Source organism: Pseudomonas sp. 57B-090624 (assembly GCF_003234055.1).
GTDB lineage: Bacteria > Pseudomonadota > Gammaproteobacteria > Pseudomonadales > Pseudomonadaceae > Metapseudomonas > Metapseudomonas tohonis.
In genome coordinates this window covers 204,224-224,969 of the sequence record NZ_QKRU01000001.1, presented here as the reverse complement: position 1 = coordinate 224,969, position 20,746 = coordinate 204,224, and the positions used below count along the sequence as shown (strand labels likewise).

At 71.0% G+C, this 20,746-nt stretch carries 12 protein-coding genes and 1 pseudogene; 7 read left to right on the top strand and 6 right to left on the bottom strand.

Annotated elements, in window-relative coordinates; all coding sequences use genetic code 11:
- Window positions 1-8: 8 nt before the first annotated feature.
- From recD to recC, 4 genes are all read right to left on the bottom strand, one after another.
- Complete coding sequence (gene recD / locus DMX10_RS01040) at window positions 9-1,859, bottom strand: exodeoxyribonuclease V subunit alpha (RefSeq protein WP_111259352.1); 1,851 nt, start codon at window positions 1,857-1,859, stop codon at window positions 9-11.
- Window positions 1,856-5,395 (bottom strand): exodeoxyribonuclease V subunit beta, encoded by a 3,540-nt coding sequence (recB, locus tag DMX10_RS01035; protein WP_111259351.1) that lies wholly within the window; start codon window positions 5,393-5,395, stop codon window positions 1,856-1,858. The genes recD and recB overlap by 4 nt, the downstream gene beginning before the upstream one ends.
- Complete coding sequence (locus tag DMX10_RS01030; RefSeq protein WP_111259350.1) at window positions 5,392-6,477, bottom strand: Fic family protein; 1,086 nt, start codon at window positions 6,475-6,477, stop codon at window positions 5,392-5,394. The genes recB and DMX10_RS01030 overlap by 4 nt, the downstream gene beginning before the upstream one ends.
- A gap of 141 nt (window positions 6,478-6,618) precedes the next feature.
- Window positions 6,619-9,867 carry an exodeoxyribonuclease V subunit gamma gene (gene recC / locus DMX10_RS01025; RefSeq protein ID WP_111259349.1) on the bottom strand — a complete coding sequence of 1,083 codons (3,249 nt, stop codon included), beginning with the start codon at window positions 9,865-9,867 and terminating at the stop codon, window positions 6,619-6,621.
- 263 nt (window positions 9,868-10,130) lie between these two features.
- Between recC and DMX10_RS01020 the strand changes: the two genes are divergently transcribed.
- Both DMX10_RS01020 and DMX10_RS01015 read left to right on the top strand, forming a co-directional pair.
- Complete coding sequence (locus DMX10_RS01020; protein WP_111259348.1) at window positions 10,131-11,828, top strand: Na/Pi cotransporter family protein; 1,698 nt, start codon at window positions 10,131-10,133, stop codon at window positions 11,826-11,828.
- A gap of 45 nt (window positions 11,829-11,873) precedes the next feature.
- Window positions 11,874-12,914 carry an AraC family transcriptional regulator gene (locus DMX10_RS01015; RefSeq protein ID WP_111259347.1) on the top strand — a complete coding sequence of 347 codons (1,041 nt, stop codon included), beginning with the start codon at window positions 11,874-11,876 and terminating at the stop codon, window positions 12,912-12,914.
- A 24-nt stretch (window positions 12,915-12,938) separates the two neighbouring features.
- On the opposite strand, the gene DMX10_RS01010 is transcribed toward DMX10_RS01015, so the two are convergent.
- A complete protein-coding gene (locus DMX10_RS01010) occupies window positions 12,939-13,901 on the bottom strand; it encodes an NAD-dependent epimerase/dehydratase family protein (RefSeq protein WP_111259346.1) in 963 nt (320 codons plus the stop codon).
- The gene (locus DMX10_RS01005; protein WP_111259345.1) at window positions 13,889-14,806 is read right to left on the bottom strand and encodes a bile acid:sodium symporter family protein; all 918 of its coding nucleotides are present in this window, start codon (window positions 14,804-14,806) and stop codon (window positions 13,889-13,891) included. The genes DMX10_RS01010 and DMX10_RS01005 overlap by 13 nt, the downstream gene beginning before the upstream one ends.
- Before the next feature lie 179 nt (window positions 14,807-14,985).
- Between DMX10_RS01005 and DMX10_RS01000 the strand changes: the two genes are divergently transcribed.
- From DMX10_RS01000 to DMX10_RS00985, 5 genes and pseudogenes are all read left to right on the top strand, one after another.
- Window positions 14,986-15,291, top strand: coding sequence for a hypothetical protein (locus tag DMX10_RS01000; protein ID WP_052351353.1), 306 nt, complete (start codon window positions 14,986-14,988; stop codon window positions 15,289-15,291).
- Window positions 15,292-15,457: 166 nt separating this feature from the next.
- On the top strand, window positions 15,458-17,689 hold the full coding sequence (locus DMX10_RS00995; RefSeq protein ID WP_111259344.1) for a bifunctional diguanylate cyclase/phosphodiesterase: 2,232 nt from the start codon (window positions 15,458-15,460) through the stop codon (window positions 17,687-17,689).
- Window positions 17,632-18,360, top strand: a pseudogene (locus tag DMX10_RS33505) (PAS domain-containing protein); the annotation flags it as partial. The gene DMX10_RS00995 and the pseudogene DMX10_RS33505, both read left to right, overlap by 58 nt.
- 24 nt (window positions 18,361-18,384) lie before the next feature.
- Complete coding sequence (locus tag DMX10_RS33500) at window positions 18,385-19,269, top strand: methyl-accepting chemotaxis protein (protein WP_371877124.1); 885 nt, start codon at window positions 18,385-18,387, stop codon at window positions 19,267-19,269.
- A 60-nt stretch (window positions 19,270-19,329) separates the two neighbouring features.
- Complete coding sequence (locus tag DMX10_RS00985) at window positions 19,330-20,721, top strand: pitrilysin family protein (protein WP_111259342.1); 1,392 nt, start codon at window positions 19,330-19,332, stop codon at window positions 20,719-20,721.
- The last annotated feature ends 25 nt before the right edge of the window (window positions 20,722-20,746 follow it).

Here is a 20,746-nt window from a genome sequence, read left to right as displayed (position 1 = left end):
GAGGCCCGCTAGAACAGGTCCAGCTGCCCACCCGCCGGGGGCGCAGGTGGTGCGGCGGGTGGCGGCGCCATGACGGGTGCCGGCTCCGCGCTGGCCAGGCGCGCGGCCAACCCGGCCGCCCGCTCGGCACGGGTGCTCACCGCCTCGGCCAGGCGCTGCGGCAGGCCCCAGATCTCCACGCGCTGCTTGGCGCGGGTGATGCCGGTGTAGAACAGCGAGCGGCTGAGCAGCGGGCTCGGCTGCTCCGGCAGCGCCAGCAGCACCTCGCGGAACTCCGAGCCCTGGCTCTTGTGCACCGTCATGGCGAAGGCGCTGTCGTGGCTGGGCAGGCGCGCCGGGGCGAAGGGCCGGTGACCGCCTTCCCCCTCGAAGAACACCCGCAGGCCGTGGGGCGTGGGCAGGCAGATACCGATGTCGCCATTGAACAGGCCCAGGGCGTAGTCGTTCTGCCGCACCATCACCGCGCGCCCCGGGTACCAGCGCTCGCGGCTGGCGATGCCCAGGCGCCGCTTGATCCGCGCCTCCAGCGCCTCGTTGATGCCATTGACGCCCCAGGGCCCCTCGCGCTGGGCGGTGAGGGCGCGGAAGTCGGCGAAGGCGGCGAAGGCAGCCTGCGCATCCCCGGTGCGCGCGGCGACGATGAAGGGCGCGTAGCCGGCGTCCAGGCGTTCCAGCAGCGGGCCCTGCAACGGGCCGGGGTTCCAGCCGAGATCGGGGCGCGCCTCACGCAGCAGCTCCAGGGTGCCCCGCGCGTCGCCCGCGTTGATGCGCCGCGCCAGCTCGCCGATGCCGCTGTCGCCGGCGAAGCGGTGGCTGTGGGTCAGCAGCACCACGGCGTCGCCCAGGCGCGAACGCGGCTGCTCCACCGGCACACGCTGGCCGGTGATGCGCTCCAGATCGGCGCTGGCGGTGGCATCCAGGCCACGGCCTTCACACAGCTCGGCGAACACCGCGCCGGCCTCCACCGCCGAGAGCTGGTCCTTGTCGCCCAGCAGCACCAGGCGCGCGCCGGGGGGCAGGGCGTCGAGCAGCTTGGCCATCAACGCCAGGTCCACCATCGAGGCCTCGTCCACCACCAGCACGTCCAGGGGCAGGGGGTTGTCGGCGTGGTGGCGCACCTGCGGGCTGTCGCCACGGCTGCCCAGCAGGCGGTGCAGGGTGCGCGCCTCCTCCGGCAGCAGGGCCTTGATGGCGTCCTCCACCGGCAGCTCGGCCTTGGCATTGCGGATGGCCTCGGCCATGCGCGCGGCGGCCTTGCCGGTGGGCGCGGCGAGGCCGATGGCCAGGCGCTCGCCACCAGGCTGCTCGAGCAGCGCAGCGAGCAGGCGCACCACGGTGGTGGTCTTGCCGGTGCCGGGGCCGCCGGAGATCACCGCCAGGTTGCGCCGCACCGCCTGGGCGGCGGCCAGGCGCTGCCAGTCCGGCTGCTGGGTGTTGCGGGCGAACAGCCGCGCCAGGGATTCCGCCAGGCGCGCCTCGTCCACCGGCGGGCGGGCGCCGGCCATGGCCAGCAGGCTGGCGGCCAGGTGCGTTTCGTAGGCGTGGTAGCGGCTGAGGTAAAGGCGTTCGCCGTCCAGGGTCAGCGGCGCGTAGCCACCGGGCTCCGCCACCAGGGGGGACGCACGCAGGGCGGCGAGCCAGGTGGGCAGGGCGGGCAGGTCGAGGCCCGCGACGCCCTCGTCGAACACCCGCTGCCCGGCCAGGCGCGCCAGGGGCAGGCACACGTCGCCATTGGCCAGGGCCTGGCAGCACAGCGCGGCGGCGGCGGTGACCGCCTCGCCGGCATCCGGGTCGAGGCGCAGCAGGCTTTCGGCGAAGAAACGCTCCAGCGGGCCCAGCGGCCATTCGGCGAGCTTCATGGGCGCCCCTCCTCGAACAGGCGATCCAGGGCATCGAGCAACGCATCGTCGGGGCGGTGGAAATACACGCCGGCCTCCGGCATGCCGCGCAGGAACAGGTAGTAGGCGCCGCCCAGCTGCTCGCTGGCGAAGCCGTCCAGGCGCAGGCGCAGGAAGCGCCGCAGCGCCACCAGGTAGATCAGGTACTGCAGGTGATAGTGCTCGGCGGCGATGGCCTGCTCCAGGCGTTCGCCGCCGTAGTAGCTGGCGTCCGGGCCGAGCCAGTTGGACTTGTAGTCGGCGATGTACCAGCGCCCCTGGTGCTCGAAGGTCAGGTCGATGAAGCCCTTCATGAAGCCGTTCAACTGATCGAACTCCAGGCGCTCGGCGGCCAGGCGCATGGGCTCCGGCAGGCCGTGGGCGGGGTCGGCCAGCACCGCGCGCAGGCCCTGGATATCCAGCTGCGCCACCGGGAAGGTGAAGCCCAGCTCCGGCAGGCGCCGGCGCGGTTCGAGGGCGGCCAGGCTCAGGCCCTGGCCGTCGAGGTCGGCATCCAGCACCTTGCGCAGCTGCTCGATGGCGATCGCCGCCCAGTCCTCGGGCAGGCCGTGGCCCAACAGGTGCAGCGGCACCAGGTCCTCCAGCTCGCCCTCACCGCGCACCCAGTCTTCGAGGATGGCGTGCAGGCAGGTGCCGGCACGGGCGCCCCGGGGGAAGCCGTAGAAGCCGGCCCCCGGGTCGGTGGCCGGGGGCACGAAGAAGGCGTCGCGGTCCGGCGCTTCCATGTGCATGCCGGCGGCCAGGCCGGAGAAGCTGCCCACCCGCCAGGCGCTGTGCAGGCCGCGTTGCAGGTGCGACAGGGCGGCGGGTGGCGCGGCGCGGGTCTCGCCCTGGGCGCTGGCCTCGGCGTCGCGACAGGGCACCAGGGCGATGGTGCCTGCGCTGGCATCGGCCAGGCCCTGCAGCTCCCGGCGCAGGCCGGCGCCATCCAGCGCGGCGAGGTGGCCGGCCAGTTCGCCGAGCAACGCCTCGCCAGGCAGCTCACGGCCGTGCAGCAGCCAGGCGAGGGCGCTGCTGTGCAGCCCGTCCTCGGGCAGCTCGCCGTCCTTCTTAGCCCTGGGCAGGGCCACCGGCCCCCAGTGCAGCCACAGGCGGTCACGGGCACGGGTCAGCGCCACGTAGGCCAGGCGCAGGCGCTCGGCGAAGCGCTCGCGGCGGGCGCGCTCGCGGTTGTCGTCGTAGTCGGCGCCACCCAGGTCCAGCAACGGCGTGCCGTCCTCGGCATGGCAGGTGATGTCCTCGTCGCGGCGCAGCAGCGCGCCGTCCCAGAGGTAGGGGCAGAACACCAGCGGGTATTCCAGGCCCTTGCTGGTGTGCACGGTGACGATCTGCACACGCTCGGCATCGCTTTCCAGGCGCAGCAGGGCGTCGTCGCCGTGGCTCTCGGCCGCGCGCTGGGCGTTGAACCAGGCCAGCAGCGGTTCCAGGCCGGGACGCTGGAGGCTCTCGGCCTGCAGCAGCTCGGCCAGGTGCAGGAGATTGGTCAGGCGGCGCTCGCCGTCGGGCAGGGCGATCAGCCGTTCGGCCACGCGCTGCTCGTCGAGCCAGGCGCGGAAGGCGCGCATGAAGCCCTGCTGCTGCCAGAACTGGTGGTAGCGCTCGGCGTCTTCGCGCTCCTGGTCCCAGGCGTGCTCGTCGTCCTGGCAGCGGGCCAGGGCCTGGGCGTCGCGGCCCAGCAGGCGGGTGGCCAGGGCATAGCGCAGCACGCCCTCGCGGCCGGGCTCGGCATAGGCGGCGAGCACCGCGGCCAGCTCCTCGGCCTCGGCGCTGTGCCAGACGCTGTCGCGCCCCCGGCGCACGCTGGGCACGCCACGCACGGCCAGTTGCTCGGCCACCTCGCCCGCCTGGCGGTGGCTGGCCACCAGCACGGCGATGTCGCCGCCGCGCAGGGGCGTGTGCACGCCGGCCTCGTCGAAATAGGCCTCGCCCCGGCCACTGGCGGCCAGCAGGGCGGCGATGCGCCGCGCGGTGTCGATGGCCACGGCATTGCCAGCCTCGCCCTTGCCCAGGGGATCGTCGCCCAGCCACACCAGCTCTAGCGGCGCCCCCGCCTCCGGCAGCACCAGCTGCGCGCGGGCCTTGTCGCTGGCACCCACGGGCGGATAGGCCAGGCCCGGCTCGGCGAAGGGCAGCGGCCGGTCGAACACCCGGTTGAGCGCGGCGATCAGCGCCGGCACCGAGCGGTGGTTGGTGTTCAGGCTGTACTGCCGCGCGGCTTCGTCACGGGCCTTGAGGTAGGTGGCCAGGTCGGCGCCACGGAAGGCGTAGATCGCCTGCTTGGGGTCGCCGACGAAGCACAGGTCGCCGCCCTCGGCCCCCCCCGGGTAGATGCGCCGGAAGATGGCGTACTGCACCGGGTCGGTGTCCTGGAATTCGTCGATCAGCGCCACCGGGTAGCGTTCGCGCAGGGCGGCGGCCAGCGCCTCGCCGGCAGGGCCTTGCAGCGACTGGTCGAGGCGGTTGAGCAGGTCGTCGAAGGCCAGCATGCGCTGCGCCGCCTTGCGCGCCGGCAGCTCGCGGTTGAGGGTGTCGAGCAGGCGCACCTGCAGATCGATCAGCCGCGCCTCACCGGCGGGCCTGGCCTCTTCCAATGCCTCGAAAAGGCCCTGCAACGCCGAGCAGAGGGCGTGCTCGGGCAGCTCGAAACCCTTCTTGCAGGCCTTGAGCAGCGCCTCGCGGCCGAGCTTTTCCAGCCCCGTGGGCGCGGCGAACAGCGCTGCGGGGTCGGCGAAATAGGCATCCAGCTCGCCCTGCCAGAGGGCGAACTTGGCGGCGTCGTAGCTGCGCTTGTTGAGCCCGTCGAAGGCGGCCAGGTCCGCCAGGCAGGCCGGCGCATCGCGCAGCCAGATGTCCCGGGCGTGGGCCCAGGCCTCGCTGGCCGCACCCAGGTCGCCGAGCTCGCCGTCGCGCGGTTCGATGCGCAGGTAGGGCTTGCCCAGGTGCGAGCGCAGGCGCTGGCGCAGCGACTGCGGGGTGATGCGCTTCTGTGCGAGGAAACGCGCCCAGGCGGGCTCCGCCGCCGCCAGCTCGGTGCGCCAGAGGTCGGCGAGCAGGCCGTCGAGCACCTCGCGGTCGTCCGCCGTCAGCTCGCTGTCGAAATCGCCACCGGCTTCGAACGCCGCGTCCTGCAGGGCGCGCTGGCAGAAGCCGTGGATGGTGAAGATGGCCGCCTCGTCGAAGCCATGCACCGCCAGCAGCAGGCGCCGATGGGCGTCCTCGCCCGGGTACTGCGCATGCAGCCCGGCGAGCACCGGGTCCGGTGCCTCCGCGCCTTCATAGACGGCGAGCAGCGCCGCCAGCCGCGCACGGATGCGCTCGCGCAGCTCGGCCGTGGCGGCGGTGGTGTAGGTGACCACCAGGATCTGCCCCACGCCCAGCCGCCGCTCCAGCAACAGCCGCGCGTAGAGCGCGGTCAGGGTCCAAGTCTTGCCGGTACCGGCGCTGGCCTCGATCAGGCTGCGCCCGGTAAAGGGATCGTTGAGCAGGTCGAGGCTCATGCTCCATCCCTCAAATCGTCGCTGGTGAGTACCGCGTTGAGCGCCAGATTGCTGTAGTAGTTGGAGCGGCCGATTCGGCGCTTCTCAAGGAAACCGCTATCGGCGAGCTCCTGCAGGTAACGAGTGGCGGTGAGGCGAGAGACCCCAAGGTCGCGCATGACGAACTCGATCTTGGTGTACGGATGAGTGAACAGGTTGTTGATCAGGTCCTGGCTGTAGAACCTGTGCTGCGCCCTTATCCGATGCTTGTAATCGAGCAATGCCGCCTTGATCGCCTCAATGGTGCCGATTGTCTGGCGCGCGGTTTCCTCGACGGCAGCCAGCATGAAGAGCACCCAGTCCTCCCATTGCTCCTCATCACGCACCGCCTGCAGCAAGCGGTAGTACTCGGCCTTGTGGCGAACGATGTAGCGGCTCAGGTAGAGCACCGGGATGTCGAGCATTTTGCACTTGAGCAGGTAGAGCACATTGACGATGCGACCTGCCCTGCCATTGCCATCGTAGAAAGGATGGATGCTTTCGAACTGGTGATGGATAAGTGCCATCTTCACCAGCGGATCGGCGTCGAACAGCTCGTCGTCGTTGATGAAACGCTCCAAGTCCCGCATCAATTCGATGACACGCTCGGCATCCTGCGGCGGCGTATAGACCACTCTTCCCAGTCCGTCCTTCAGCGTGGTCCCCGGGAGGCGACGCAGCCCTGCGTTGTTGCGCTCCAGCTCAGCCTGGATATCGATGATCTGGTTGGTCGTCAGTAACCCGGTATCGCGCACCGACGCATAGCCGACATGGAGTGCCTGTCGATAGCGCAGGACCTCCTTGGCAGCGGGGCTGTTGGAGGCATCCGGAAATGCATCGTCCCGGAAAAGATCGTCGTGGGTAGTGACGATGTTCTCGATGGCCGAGCTGTCCTTCGCTTCCTGCATGCCCAGCGTATTGATGAGGATGCCTTGGTGGGGAATGGAAGAGGCGACCCCCTTGAGCTCGGCCAACGCTCGGCTGGCCGTGGTCAGCTTGCGAAGTATCGACCGAGACTCGAAACGGAGCGGATCGAGTTCGTGCAACGCGCTCAGATCAGTCATGACGACCGACTCCCTTCATGCATAGGAAGTCGCGATTTTCCGGCATATCAATACACATACGTATAGAAAAGGGCCGATTCCTATACATATCGCGTCTGACCTGCATAGGGATATGCACAAACGCATCACTGTCGCCACGGTTCATGCGTCGTCCTCCTCGTCATCTGCCAGGGCGTCCAGCGCCGGGCCGAGGAGGGTTTCGGCGAGGCGTTCGAAGCGTTCGTCCAGGGGGTCGCGGTCGCGGAAGGCGAGGGCGTACCAGGGGTCGCGGGACTCGCCCACGGGACCGAAGTCGATGCCGTCCCAGGCGAGGCGCGCCTTGCTGCGGGCGGCATCGAGGGGCTCCTTGCGCCCGGGCTTGCGCCAGCCGGAGGCGAAGCCGTGGCTGGCCTTGGTCAGCAGCGGCAGGGGTTCGCACAGGGCTTCACGGTAGGCGCGCAACCAGGGTTCGAGCAGGGCGGCGGCATCGGCCAGGGGGCCGGCCTGCCAGTCGCCGGCGGGCGAGAGCAGGCGGCTTTCACGGGCGATGCCGGGGGTGGCCGAGAGGTTGAGCAGCAGGTGGCGCAGCCAGAAGGGCGCCAGCTCCCATTCGCCGAGGCGGTTGAGGCGCCAGCCGAACAGGCCGTCCTCGGTGACGCCATCCAGCCAGCCGTGGATACGCACGCCGGCCAGGCTGACGTCCACCAGCAGCGGCTGCGGGGCGCTGTCCGGGCGCGCCTCGAACAGGCGCGGGGCGAAGGCACGCACCGGGCCGCGCAGCTGGCCCCAGAGCGCATGGCCCAGCTCGCCGGTGGGCAGCCAGCCGGCGGCGCGGGCGATACGGCGTTCGTCCAGCTCCGACCAGCCGCGCTCCACCGCGTCCAGGGCCAACTGGCGCAGGCCGCGCCAGGCGGGGCCTTCCAGGGCGAAGGGCTCGTCGCTGGCCAGCGCCTCCTCTGCTTCGGCCAGGCGCAGGCCCAGGCGCTGTTCGAGGAGGAAGCGCGCCGGGTGGCGGAAGCATTGGATCAGTTGCGCCGGCTCCAGGGTCAGCCAGTCGGCGTCCGGCTCCGGCAAGGGCAGGGCGAAGGGTGCATCCGGCTCCCGGGGCACCTCCGCCAGGCGCTGGGCCGCGCGGAACCAGGGGGCGGAGAAGCCGGCATGGCGGCCGCCGGCGAAGTTGCCGGAAGCGAAGGGCTGCAGCGGATGGCTGATCAGCACCTGCTCGCTGGCCTTGGCATCGCCTGCGGTGGCGGTGAGGTCGATGGTTTCCAGCAGTTCGCTGATCAGCACCGAGGGCGGCAGGTGCGCGTTGTCGCGCGGGTCGCGGCCCACGTAGCTGAGGTAGAGGCCGTCGCGCGCCGACTGCAGGGTTTCCAGCAGCAGGTAGCGGTCGTCGAGGCGGCGCGCACGGTCGCCCCGGCGCGGCTTGCGGGTGATCAGGTCGAAGCCGGCGGCCGGGGTGCGCCGGGGGAAGGCGCCGTCGTCCAGGCCGAGCAGGCACACCAGGCGGAACGGCAGGCTGCGCATCGGCACCATGGTGCAGAAGGTCACCGCACCGGTGAGGAAGCCCGAGGCGCCGCTGCCGGCATCCAGCGCGGCCACCAGTTGCTGGCGCACCAGGCTCATGTCGATGGGCCGCTCGATGCCCGCCGCCTCGGCCTGCTTGCGCAGGTCGCCGCAGGCCTGGGACAGCAGCAGCAGGGTTTCGCCGGCCTCGCGTTCGTCGAACAGCTGGTCGATCAGGCCCTGCAGGGTCTCGGCCCAGTCCGCCAGCGGGCGCGGGCGGGCCAGGTCGTCGGCGAGATGACCCAGGCGCTGGATGAAACCGGCCAGGCGCCCGAGCAACTGGGCGCGGGCGCCTTCCAGTGCGTCCAGCGGCCAGCTGTCGCCAAGCAGGGGCGGGGCATCGCCAGCCAACCGGGGCGGGGCGGCGAAGCCCAGCACCAGGCGCTCCAGGCCCTGGCGCCAGCTGAAGGCGTCCTCTTCCGGCAAACCCAGGCGCGCGCGGTGGCGGCCGTCACGGCCCCAGCGCACACCGGCCTCGCGCAGCCAGTCGCGGACCAGCGGCAGGTCCTCGGCCTCGATTCCGGCGCGCACGGCCAGGGCCGGCTGCTCCAGCCAGCCGAGCAGTTCCTCGGCGGCGAAGCGGCTCTGGGCCAGGTCGAGCAGGGCGAGGAAGGCTTCCACCAGCGGCAGCTCGGCGCGCAGGCTGCGGTCGGCGAGGCTGAAGGGGATGCGCGGCACGCCCTCTCGGGGGGCGAACACCGCCTCGATGTAGGGGGCGTAGCGTTCGATGTCGGGGGTCAGCACCACCACCTGGTCGGGGGTCAGCCCGGGGTCGGCGGCGAAGCGCGCCAACAGCTGGTCGTGCAGCACCTCCACCTCGCGCAGGGGCGAATGGCAGACGTGCACTTCCAGTGAACGGTCGCCCGCGCGCAGGGCCATTCGCTCGTCGGCGCGGCGGGTGCGCAGGCGCAGGATGTCGTTCTGGATGGCGCGCAGCAGGCTGCTGTCGGCCAGGTCCTGGTCTTCGGCGTAGATGCCGATCTCCTGGCCACCGAGGGTGAAGAGGGCGTCGAAGAAGTCCCGCCCCTGCTTGCCCAGGCTGGCCAGCAGCGGGTGGCCGACGTCGAGGTACCAGTCGTCGATGCCGGGCTCCGGCAGGGCGGCCAGCTCGCGGATGTCGCGGATGTCGCCCCAGGCCTCGCGGCAGGGGTTGAGGGCGAAGAGGATGACCTCGCAATGCCGCGCCAGCCCCTCCAGCACGCGCATGTGGTGCGGCGGCAGGCTGCTGATGCCGAAGACGATGAGCCGCTCCGGCAGGCCCTCGATGGGCGCGTCGTCGTGCAGCCGGGCCAGCAGGTCGCCGAGCAGGCGCGCACGGTGCGGGTGGCCGTCGGCGGTCAGCTCGCGCCAGAGCAGCGCCTGCCATTGCTCGTCGGCGCCAAGGCCGAGCAGCTCGCCACGCTCCCAGGCGGCCAGCCAGTCGTCGCGGTACAGCAGGTACTGGTCGAGCACGTCGGCGATGCGCGCCGCCAGGGTCAGGCGGCGGCGCTCGTCGCCGCCGTCCAGGTACTGCGCCAGGCGCGGGGTGCGTTCGAGGTTGGCGGGCTCGCACAGCCAGTCGTAGAGGCGCCAGGACAGGGTCACCGGGTTGAACGCCGACTGCGGCGGCAGCGCGCCCAGGGCCTGGCGGGTGAGGTCCCAGATGAAGCGCGCGGGCAGCTGGATGTCGAGCTGCATGGCGATGCCCTCGCGCCGCGCCAGTTGCAGCGTCAGCCAGCGCCCCATGCCCTGGCTGGGAACCACCACGCGGGACGGCGCCAACGGGTCGCGCTGGGGCTGCACGAGCAAGGTGCAGGCCAGCTCGCCGAGGCTTTCCAGGTCATTGGCGTGGTAGAGGTTGAGCATCGGAAGATCGCGTCCGCAGGGATGCCACAGGTTATCAGTTCACCGAGGCTACCGGCATCGCGCGACAGGATCCGTCGCCCGCGCTCGACGGAGCGCGGAGGGCCTTTAGCGACTTAACTGACGGGTAGAAAAGGTGATCGACAGGGGCGAACGGGACGCTGGCCGGCAAGTCAGAACATGACGGATATGTTACAAACCCGCCCCCCCCAACCGTCGCTCCACCTCCAGGAGCGGCTCACGTCGTTACCGTCAGGAGGGAACCGATGCTGACATTGCTCAACCTGCTCTCCGCCGTCGCCCTGCTCGTCTGGGGCACCAACATCGTGCGCACCGGCATCCTCCGGGTCTACGGCAGCGACCTGCGCCGCTGGCTCAGCCACAGCATGAAGCGCGCGCCCCTGGCCTTCGCCGCCGGCATCGGCGTCACCGCCCTGGTGCAGAGCAGCAACGCCACCGCGCTGCTGGTCACCTCCTTCGTCGCCCAGGGCTTGATGGGCCTGTCCTCGGGATTGGCGATCATGCTCGGCGCCGACGTCGGGACCGCGCTGATGGCGCGCGTGCTGACCTTCGACCTGTCATGGCTGTCGCCGCTGCTGATCTTCTTCGGGGTGATCTTCTTCCTCTCGCGCAAGCAGACCCGCCTCGGCCAGCTCGGCCGCGTGGCCATCGGCCTGGGGCTGATCATCCTCGCGCTGCAGCTGATCGTCGCCGCCGCCGAACCGATCACCACCGCCAAGGGCGTGAAGGTGCTGTTCTCCTCGCTCACGGGCGATGTGATGCTGGACGCCCTGACCGGCGCGCTGTTCGCCATGGTCACCTATTCCAGCCTGGCGGCCGTGCTGCTCAGCGCGACCCTGGCTGCGGCCAAGGTGATCCCGCTCAAGGTCGCGCTGTGCCTGGTGATCGGCGCCAACGTCGGCAGCGGCATCCTCGCCATGATCAGCGCCACCTCGCAGAACGCCGCCGGCCGCCGGGTCGCGCTCGGCAGCCTGCTGTTCAAGCTGGTCGGCTGCGCCCTGGTGCTGCCGGTGGTGGGGCCGGCGGCGGAGTGGCTGGACACCTGGGCCTTCTCCACCGCCGAGCTGGTGATCGCCTTCCACGTCCTCTACAACAGCGTGCGCTGCCTCCTGCTGCTGCCGCTGACGCCCTACATGGCGCGCTTCTGCGACTGGCTGCTGCCGGACCGCGAGCAGCCCAGCGACGTGGCCAAGCCACGCCACCTGGACAAGAGCGCCCTGGACACGCCGAGCCTGGCCCTGGCCAACGCCGTGCGCGAGACCCTGCGCCTGGGCGACATCGTCGAGCAGATGCTGAACAACCTGCTGAAGCTGATGCGTGGTGGCGATCCGTTGCTGGGCAAGGAGATCCACCGCCTCGACGACGACATCGACGCCCTCTACACCGCCATCAAGCTGTACCTGGCGCGCATGCCCCGCGAGGACCTGAGCGAACGCGACAGCCGGCGCTGGGCCGAGATCATCGAGCTGACCATCAACCTGGAGCAGGCCGGCGACCTGATCGAGCGCATGGTCGGCGACGTGCAGCACAAGAAGACCTCGCAGCAGCGCTCCTTCTCCGAGGCGGGCCTGGCGGACATCGCCGAGCTGCACAACCAGTTGGTCAACAACCTGCGCCTGAGCCTCTCGGTGTTCCTCAACGGCGACCTGGAGAACGCCAAGCGCCTGCGCCGCGCCAAGCAGCGCTTCCGCATCCTCGAGCGGCGCCTGTCCCATGCCCACGTGGAGCGCCTGCACCAGCAGGTGGTGCAGAGCATCGAGACCAGCGCCCTGCACCTGGGCCTGATCAGCGACATGAAGCGCCTCAACTCGCTGTTCTGCGCCATCTCCTACGCGGTGCTGGACAACCCCGACGCACCGGCGGTGGCATTGGAAGACGGGGGCGTCGAGCCGCTGGTCGAGGACGATGTGGACTATCAGCCGGATGTCGGCTCCCATCGCTGAACACGGCCCTTCCTGAGTCACGGCGGCTTGGGCAGAATCCATCCCATGAGCCCAACCGCCGCATCACCCGACCAGGCCTCGGTCAGCGCCAGCCTCACCCAGGCCATCCTCCACGCCGCCGAAAGCCTCGGCCTGCCGCGTGCCGAGCTGCTGGCCGCCAGCGGCCTGGACGATGCCCAGTTGGGTGACCCTGACGCGCGCATCCCCTTCCCGGCCCAGGAAGCGCTGTGGAGCGCCATCGAATCACGCCTTGCCCACCCCGAGCCCGGCCTGGTGCTGGGCCAGGCGCTCGCGCCCGGCCAGTTCAGCGTGCTCGGCTACCTGCTGCAGAGCAGCCCGACCCTGGGCGACGCCCTGGAAGCCGAATTGCGCTACCAGCGCCTGGTGGGCGAGGGCGGCACCCTGGCGGTGGAGATCCGAGGCGACCAGCTCTGGACCCTGTACCGTCCGTTGCACCCGCACGTGCCCGCCACCCGCACGCGGGTGCTGGCGCTGATGGCCTTCTGGATGCGCCTGATGCAACCGCTGCTGGATGACTTCCGCCTGCTGCGTGCCTGCTTCATCCATTCGCGGCCCGAAAGCCTGGCCGCCTACGAGGACTGCTTCGCCTGCGCGCTGGAGTTCGACGCCACCGACTACGCCCTGGTGCTGCCGCTGAAGCTGCGGGGCGCCGCCCTGCGCCAGGCCAACCCACCACTCCAGGCATTACTGCGCCAGCACGCCGAAGCCCTGCTCGCGCGCCTGCCCAGCGAAGGCCTGCGCGCCCGCGTGGTGGCGCTGCTGAGCGCCCAGCTGGCCCACGGCGAACCCGACCGCAGCGCCCTCGCCGCCAGCCTCGGCCTCAGCGAACGGACCCTGCAACGGCGCCTCGCCGAAGAGGGCAGCAGCTACCAGCAACTGCTCGGCGACACCCGCCTGCAGCTGGCCGAACGCCACCTGCAGGAAGGCAACCTGCCCATCGCCGAGATCGCCGTGCTGCTGGGCTACTCCGAGCCCAGCGTGTTCTTCCGCGCCTTCCGCCAGTGGACCGGCAAGACCCCCGGTGAATATCGCCAGCAACTGGCGAGGCGCCCGGCCGCGACCTAGGGGGCGCCGTGCGCATCGCCCGGCTCAGGCACGCGGCACCCTGCCCCGCGCATCGAGAAACGCCAGGAACGCCTCGCGGCTGGAGTACCGCGGCTGGTAGCCGAACTCCTCCTTAAGGCGGCGGTTGGCGAGTACCGGCCGGTAGCGCAGGAAGTCCAGCTGCTCGGGTCCGTAGCGGGTCAGGCCGAGGGGCTTGAGCAGCGCCAGGCTGGCGAGGATCAGCGTCGCCGGCAGCGGCCGGTAGGGCTTGCCGAGGATGGCGGCGATCTCGGCCATGCTCAGTGCGCCGTCGCCGGCCAGGTTGTAGATGCCTTCGGCACCGCGCTCCAGGCCCTGGAGGATGATCGCCACCACGTCCTGATCCCAGATGAACACGAAGCGGCTGTCGTGGCCGCGCACGCCCATCACCGAGGGTTTGTCGAAGAGCGCGGTGATCTGGTTGTCCACCCGCCGCCCAAGGATGGTGCCCGGGCGCAGCACCAGCTGGCGCAGCTGCGGGTGGCGCTCGCGGGCCTCGGCCAGCAGCGCCTCCACCTCGCGCTTGTGGCGGGCGTAGGCGAAGGCGTCATGGCCGCGCAGCGGGTCGGCTTCGTCGATCCACTCGGCGTTCTCCGGGTAGTAGCCGTAGGCGGCGCCGGAGCTGGTCACCACCAGTTGCCCGACGCCATGGGCGGCGGCGGCGGCGACCACCGCGCGGGTGCCTTCGACGTCGATGGCGTGCAGGGTCGCCTCGCTCATGCCCGGCGGCGGGGTCACCACCGAAGCGAGGTGGACGATGGCCCGGGGCTGCCAGTGGGCGATGCAGGCCTCGACCGCCTCGGCCCGGGCGATATCCAGTTGCACCTCCTCGACGTTCGCCGCCCGGGCGCTGGCCGGCAGCGGGCGGATGTCCGCAGCCACCAGGCTCCACTCGGGATGACGGGCGGCCAGCGCTTCCAGCAACTGGTGGCCGATGTAGCCGGCGGCGCCGGTGATCAGGACGCGCATGGCAGGGCCTCCTCGCCGACCGGCAGCGGTCGGTTGCGCCAGAACGCCACCAGCAGCAGGCCGCTCACCAGGTGCCAGGTGCCCCAGAAGGCCGCGACCAGCGCCATGTTCGGCTCCCCGCCGAACTGGGCGAAGATCAGCCCCAGGGCGAGACCGGAGTTGTGCATGCTGATCTCGATGACCATGGCCCGCAGGTTGGCCCCGCGCTGGCGGGCGAGCCTGGCCATGGCCCAGCCGAGGACGATGGCGCTGGCGTTGTGCAGCACCACGATGAAGAACACCAGGCCCAGGTTGTCGACGAACAGGCGCCAGTTGCCGGCCACCGCGCCGCCGACGAAGACCACGAAGGCCAGCAGCGAGAAACGCTTGAACCAGGGCATCACCCGGGTCGCCAGGCGCGGCCACAGGTTGCCCACCAGCATCCCGGCCAGCAGCGGCAGGCCGAGCAGCACGACGACGCTGACGAGAATGCTGCCGCGATCCATCTGCAGCGCACTGAGCCGCCCAGCGAGGTAGGCGGAGGCCTCCGGGTTGAGGCCGCTGGTGAGGGCGAAGTTGAGCGGCAGCAGCACCAGCGCCAGCAGGCTGGACAGCGCGGTCATGCTCATCGACAGCGCGGTGTTGCCGCGCGCCAGGTGGGTCATCACGTTGGAGAGGTTGCCGCCGGGGCAGCAGGCCACCAGCAGCAGGCCCAGCTCGAGGCCGGGGTGCAGGTCCACCAGCAGGGTCACCGCGAGGGTCGCCCAGGGCAGGATCAGGCACTGCCCGAGCATGCCGGCCAGCACCGGCTGCGGCTGGCGCAGCACGGCGAGGAACTGGCCGATGCGCAGCTCCAGGGAAACACCGAAGATCATCACCGCCAGCACCAGAGCGAGGATCAGCTGCTGGTTCGCGTCGTAGTTCATGGCAAGGCCGCCCGTGGTTCTTGTTATGGCCGTCAATGTAACGGCAGATTCCTACAGGCGGCAGTGGCCGACGCCGCCAGGCTCTGTGGCGATTCGCGACAGACTGACGCCGATCAATGCCCGCCGACCGGGTGATGGCTAGAGTGCATAGCCAATTGCCATCAGCCGTAGCCCCGACCATGGACAGCTCCGATCCGCCGATCGCCGCCATCACCGATCCTGCGCTCGCCTGCCTGCTGCGCGAGATGCTGCCCGCCATGGGTGTCGTCTGCGAAGTGATCACCGAGACCGGCCAGTGCCAGCGTGCGCCCCTGTGCCGATGGCTCAAGGACGCGCCCCTCAGCGAAACCGCCCGTTTGCGCCTGCTCCTCGATGAGGCGGTGACCGTGCTCGACCGCACCCGTCACGCCTTCAAGTCCAGGGAACTCGGGCGTTTGCGCAGACGCCTGGAGCAGGCACTGGAAGAGTTGTCGCGCCCGGCCTGACTGGTGTACAACCTCGCGCTGCAAGGTTCCGCCAAGGGCGGAAACCGGCTTTGCCGGGCAGGACGCAAGGGCCTGCAAGACAAGGCGCCACGCGTGGCAGTTCCACTTGGAGCTGCCACGCGTGGCGCCTTTTTTATTGCCCGCAGGTTTGCATGAGGGACGAGGGATGGGGTTCGAAACACAGCTCAAGGGGATGCTCGGCAGGATCGGCCTCGGCCGCCGCGAAATCGACCAGCGCTGCCGCTACCTGGACTGGCAGGCGCTCGACGCCGCGCGCCTGAACCGCCAGGCGGAGGCGGTCGAGGCCCTGCACGAGGTGTTCGTCGAGCGCCTCTACGCGCACCTCGACCGCTTCGAGCCGACCGCCAGCATCCTCCGCGACCCGGCGACCCTGGCGCGCCTGAAGGCCAGCCAGCTGGACTACTACCAGCGCCTGTGGAAGGGCCCCTATGACCGCGACTACGTCATGCACCGGCTCAAGGTCGGCCTGGTGCACCAGCGCGTGGGCGTCGAGCTGAAGTGGTACCTGGGCGCCTACCGCCTGTACCTCGACCAGATGCTCACCGGCCTGCTCGGCGACAGCGAAACCACCCGCACCCTGGGCAGCCTCGTGAAAGTGGTGTTCTTCGACATCGCCCTGGCCATCGACACCTACAGTGCCGCCCAGCACCAGGCCCTGGAGGACAGCGAGGCGCGCTTCGCCCGGGCCCTGCGCGGCGCCAACGACGGCCTCTGGGACTGGGACCTGGAGCACGACCGGCTGTACATCTCCGAGCGCTGGGCGAGCATGCTCGGCCGCTCGCGCGATGCCTTCGGCGAGAGCAGCGCCGGCTGGTTCGCCCGCGTCCACCCCGACGACCTGCCGGCCCTGCGCCAGGCCATCGACACCCACCTGCGCGGCGACAGCCCCTGGCTCAGCCACGAGTACCGCATGCGCCAGCAGGACGGCAGCTACCTCTGGGTCCTGGTGCGCGGCGTCGCCGAGGGCCAGCGCATGGCCGGCTCGCAGACCGACATCAGCCAGCGCAAGGCCACCGAGCACCAGCTCAGCCACGCGGCGCGCCACGACCCGCTTACCGGCCTGGCCAACCGCCTGCGCCTGGACGAGATCCTGCAGCAGGCCCTGCAACGCCAGTTGCGCCCTGGCGCCCGCCAGGCGGCGCTGCTGTTCATCGACCTCGACCGTTTCAAGCTGATCAACGACAGCCTCGGCCACGCCGTCGGTGATCGCGTGCTGGTGGAGGTGGCCCATCGCCTGGAGCGCTGCCTGCGCCCGGGCGACCACCTGGCGCGCTTCGGCGGCGACGAGTTCGTCGTGCTGCTCGACGACCTGGCCTGCCTGGGCGACGCCGAGGTCGTCGCCCAGCGCATGCTCGACAGCCTCCACCAGCCGCTGCACCTGGACGAGCGCACCCTGGTGGTCAGCGCCAGCATCGGCATCACCGGGCTCCAGGCCGAGGGCCAGACCATCGACGCGCTGCAGGCCGCCGACCTCGCCCTGTACCGCGCCAAGGAGGCCGGCAAGGCGCAGATCGCCCGCTACAGCAGCGAGCTGCAGGCCGCCGCGAAGAACCGCCTGGACCTGGAGAGCGCCCTGGCCCAGGCCCTGGCGCGCGACGAGTTCGAACTGCACTACCAGCCCATCTGCCGCACCGACCAGGGCCAGCCGCTGCTGGTGGGCGTGGAGGCCCTGCTGCGCTGGCGCCAGGGCGACCGCCTGGTGCAGCCGGCGCAGTTCATCCCGGCGCTGGAGGAGTCCGGCGAGATCATCGCCGTCGGCGACTGGGTGCTGCGCGAAGCCTGCCGCCAGACCCGCGCCTGGCAACTGGACGGCCAGCGCGGCCTGCGCTGCTCGGTCAACCTCTCCAGCCGCCAGCTGCACCAGCCGGGCTTCGCCGCGCGGCTCGAGTCGATACTCGAGGAATCGGGCCTGCCCCCTTCCAGCCTGGTGCTGGAGATCACCGAAAGCCTGCTGATGCAGGACGGCGCCGACACCCTCGCCTGCCTGCGCGAACTGGCCTGCCAGGGCGTGCGCCTGGCGCTGGACGACTTCGGCACCGGCTACTCCTCCCTCGGCTACCTCAAGCGCTTCCCGCTGCACATCCTCAAGGTCGACCGCAGCTTCATCGACGGCGCCCCCGAGGACCCCGAGCTGCGCGCCATTTCCCGCGCCATCATCGGCCTGGGCGGCAGCCTGGGGCTGGAGGTGATCGCCGAAGGCGTCGAGCGCCCCGAACACCTGGACTTCCTCGCCGCCGAGGACTGCCACTACGCCCAGGGCTTCTGGTTCAGCCGCCCCCGTCCACCCGAGGCACTGGAGCGCCTGTTCAACGGCGAGGAATGCTTCGACGGGCACTGGTGCCTGCTGCCCGAAGCCATCACGAGAGCCACCCCATGAAACGCAACCTGCCGGTCAGCGGACGCGCCGTCGTCTTCGCCGACGACGCCAACATCCTCTCCACCACCGACCTCAAGGGCGTGATCACCCACGTCAACCAGGACTTCGTCGACATCAGCGGCTTCAGCCGACCCGAGCTGATCGGCCAGAGCCACAACCTGGTGCGCCACCCGGACATGCCGGCCGCCGCCTTCGCCCATCTGTGGCGGACGCTCAAGGCCGGGCGCAGCTGGATGGGCCTGGTGAAGAACCGCTGCAAGAACGGCGACCACTACTGGGTCAGCGCCTTCGTCACCCCGGTGGTGCGTGACGGCCAGGTGCTGGAGTACCAGTCGGTGCGCACCCGCCCGAGCGCCGAGCAGGTGCAGCGTGCCGAACGGGTCTACGCCCAGCTCGAGGCCGGCCGCATGCCCGCCCACACGCGCCTGCCGCTGCACCTGCGCCTGCTCGCCGGCCCGGCCCTGGGCATGGCGCTGGGCATCGCCCTGTACCAGGCCCTGGCGCCCTATGGCCTGCTCGCCGCCGTGCCGGCCTGGGGCCTGGCGCTGGGCTGCGCGGGGCTGGCCCTGCACCGCCAGCTGCGCCCGCTACGCGAACTCCTGGGCCGCGCCCGGGGCATCGCCGACAACCCGCTGAGCCAGGCGGTCTACGGCCAGCGCAGCGACGAATTCGGCCAGCTCGGCTTCTGCCTGCAGATGCTGGAGATGGAGACCGGCGCGCTGGTCGGGCGCATCGCCGAATCCTCGCGCCAGCTCGCCGAGCACGCCGAGGAGCTGGCCACCGCCGTCGCCCACGGCAGTGCCGGCAGCCACCGCCAGCAGCAGGAGACCGACCAGGTGGCCACCGCCGTCGGGCAGATGGCCGGCAGCGTCCAGGAAGTGGCGCGCAGCGCCCAGCAGAGCGCCTGCGCCGCCGACCAGACCGACGACGCCGCGCGCATCGGCCAGCACGAGGTGAGCGCCACCCGCGCCCGCATCGCCGAGCTGGACGAGGACGTGCGCAACGCCACCCGCGTGGTGCGCGAGCTGCAGGACCACAGCAGCGCGATCGGCCAGGTGCTGGACGTGATCCAGGGCGTCGCCGAGCAGACCAACCTGCTGGCCCTGAACGCCGCCATCGAAGCCGCGCGGGCCGGGGATGCCGGGCGCGGCTTCGCCGTGGTGGCCGACGAGGTTCGCGCCCTGGCCGGGCGCACCCAGCAGTCCACCGCGCAGATCAACCAGATGATCAACAGCCTGCAGAGCGGCGCCGAGCAGGCCGTCGCGGCCATGCAGCGCAGCTGCGCCCAGGCCGAGAGCAGCCTGGCCCAGGCCCAGCGCGCGGCCGAGTCCCTGGAGCGGATCAACCAGCAGGTCGGCGCCATCAACGGCATGAGCCTGCAGATCGCCAGCGCGGTGGAGCAGCAGAGCGCCGCCAGCGAGGAGATCCAGCGCAGCCTGGCGACCATCCGCCGCGCCGCCGACGACAACGCCAACAGCGGCCTGTGCAGCCAGCGCAGCGCCGGCGAGGTGGCCGGCCTGGCCGCCGACCTGCGCCAGCTGGCCCTGCAGTTCTGGAGCAGCCGCCGCGGCCTGGGGTGATTGCGCAGGGGCGGGGGCGATCCGCTATGCTCGGCGCTTCCCCGCCACCAGACCCACGCCATGCGCTACCTGTTCTGCCTGCTGCTCCTGCTCGGTGCCACGGTGCACGCCGCCGATCGCAACCGGGTCGAGGGCTACGAACTGCAGAACGGCCTGCAGGTGATCCTCAAGCCCACCTCCGAGCGCGGCCATGTCGCCATCCGCCTGGTGGTGGGTGTCGGCTTCGACGACTTCGCCTGCCGTGACAAGGAGCTGCCGCACCTGCTGGAGCACCTGTTCTTCAGCGGCCTGGACGGTGACGGCGAAGCGGGCCTGGAGGCGCGCATGCAGGCCCTGGGCGGCGAATGGAACGCCTTCACCAGCACCAGCGACACCGCCTTCGTCATCGAGGCGCCGGCGCAGAACCAGCGCAAGGTGCTCGACCTGCTGCTGCAGGTGCTCGGCGACACGCCCCTGGACGACGCCCGCATCGCCACCGCCAAACAGGTGGTGCAGCGCGAGGGGGGCGGCCACTACTCGCACCTGGAGCGCCTGCTGGACCAGCAGGACCTCGGCCGCGAGGCCCACGAGCAGCTCGCCGTCGAACTGGGCCTGGCCTGCGCCGAACGGCCCCAGGTGGCGCACCTGCAGCGCGAGGCCCTGGAGGCCCTGCGCCGCGACTGGTACGCGCCGAACAACATGAGCCTGATCGTCGTCGGCGACCTCGATCGCCTGCTGCCGGCCTTCATCGAGCGGCGCTTCGGCGCCCTGGCGCCGGTGGACGTGCGCGAGCACCCGGAACTGCCCACCAGCAACGGCAACGCCGCCGAACGTCGCACCCTGCGCCGTGGCCTGGTGGGCGAGAGCGCCACGCTGCACTGGATCTTCCCGGAACCGGAGGTGGCGGGGGCCGACTACGCCGCCTGGGAACTGCTCAAGGATTACCTGGACTGGGAGCTCTACCAGCAGCTGCGCATCCAGGGCGGCCTGTCCTACGGGCCCTGGACCGAGCGTCGTGCCTTCGGCGCCGAGGTCTTCCTGAGCCTCAACGCCGACCTGGAGCGCGACGACGTGGAACCAGCCCTCGCGGTGCTGCGCCGGGTCACCGCCCGCCTGCACGACCAGGGGCTGGACCCGGCCACCTTCGAGCGCCTGCGCGGTCTCGCCATCAGCCGCGAGGCCTGGGCGGTGCAAGGCAACACCGCGCTCGCCGACTACTACTGGGGCGCCCTGGGCGACTACCAGGACGGCCACTTCGGTGACCAAGCAGCCGCCCTGCGCGCGGTGACGCCACAGCAGGTCGACGCGATCGCCCGGGAACTGTTCCGCCAGCCGGGCTACATCCGCATCGAACAGCCGCTGCTGGGCTACGACCAGCTGGGCTGGCTGCTTTCGGCGCTGCTCGGCCTGGCCTTGCCCGTTGCCCTGCTGTGGCATCGTCGCCGCAAGGCCCCGCGCCCCGCGCCCGCCTGAGCCGCAGGCCGTCGGCCAGGCCGTC

What these genes read in the sequence shown, in the direction of transcription:
- DMX10_RS01010 (WP_111259346.1), bottom strand. Translation starts at nt 13,901, where the DNA reads ATGCGCGTCCTGATCACCGGCGCCGCCGGCTACATCGGCCACCAGTTG.
- DMX10_RS01015 (WP_111259347.1), top strand. Translation starts at nt 11,874, where the DNA reads ATGAGCCCAACCGCCGCATCACCCGACCAGGCCTCGGTCAGCGCCAGC.
- DMX10_RS00995 (WP_111259344.1), top strand. Translation starts at nt 15,458, where the DNA reads ATGGGGTTCGAAACACAGCTCAAGGGGATGCTCGGCAGGATCGGCCTC.
- recB (WP_111259351.1), bottom strand. Translation starts at nt 5,395, where the DNA reads ATGAGCCTCGACCTGCTCAACGATCCCTTTACCGGGCGCAGCCTGATC.
- recC (WP_111259349.1), bottom strand. Translation starts at nt 9,867, where the DNA reads ATGCTCAACCTCTACCACGCCAATGACCTGGAAAGCCTCGGCGAGCTG.
- DMX10_RS01005 (WP_111259345.1), bottom strand. Translation starts at nt 14,806, where the DNA reads ATGAACTACGACGCGAACCAGCAGCTGATCCTCGCTCTGGTGCTGGCG.
- DMX10_RS00985 (WP_111259342.1), top strand. Translation starts at nt 19,330, where the DNA reads ATGCGCTACCTGTTCTGCCTGCTGCTCCTGCTCGGTGCCACGGTGCAC.
- DMX10_RS33500 (WP_371877124.1), top strand. Translation starts at nt 18,385, where the DNA reads ATGCTGGAGATGGAGACCGGCGCGCTGGTCGGGCGCATCGCCGAATCC.
- recD (WP_111259352.1), bottom strand. Translation starts at nt 1,859, where the DNA reads ATGAAGCTCGCCGAATGGCCGCTGGGCCCGCTGGAGCGTTTCTTCGCC.
- DMX10_RS01020 (WP_111259348.1), top strand. Translation starts at nt 10,131, where the DNA reads ATGCTGACATTGCTCAACCTGCTCTCCGCCGTCGCCCTGCTCGTCTGG.
- DMX10_RS01030 (WP_111259350.1), bottom strand. Translation starts at nt 6,477, where the DNA reads ATGACTGATCTGAGCGCGTTGCACGAACTCGATCCGCTCCGTTTCGAG.
- DMX10_RS01000 (WP_052351353.1), top strand. Translation starts at nt 14,986, where the DNA reads ATGGACAGCTCCGATCCGCCGATCGCCGCCATCACCGATCCTGCGCTC.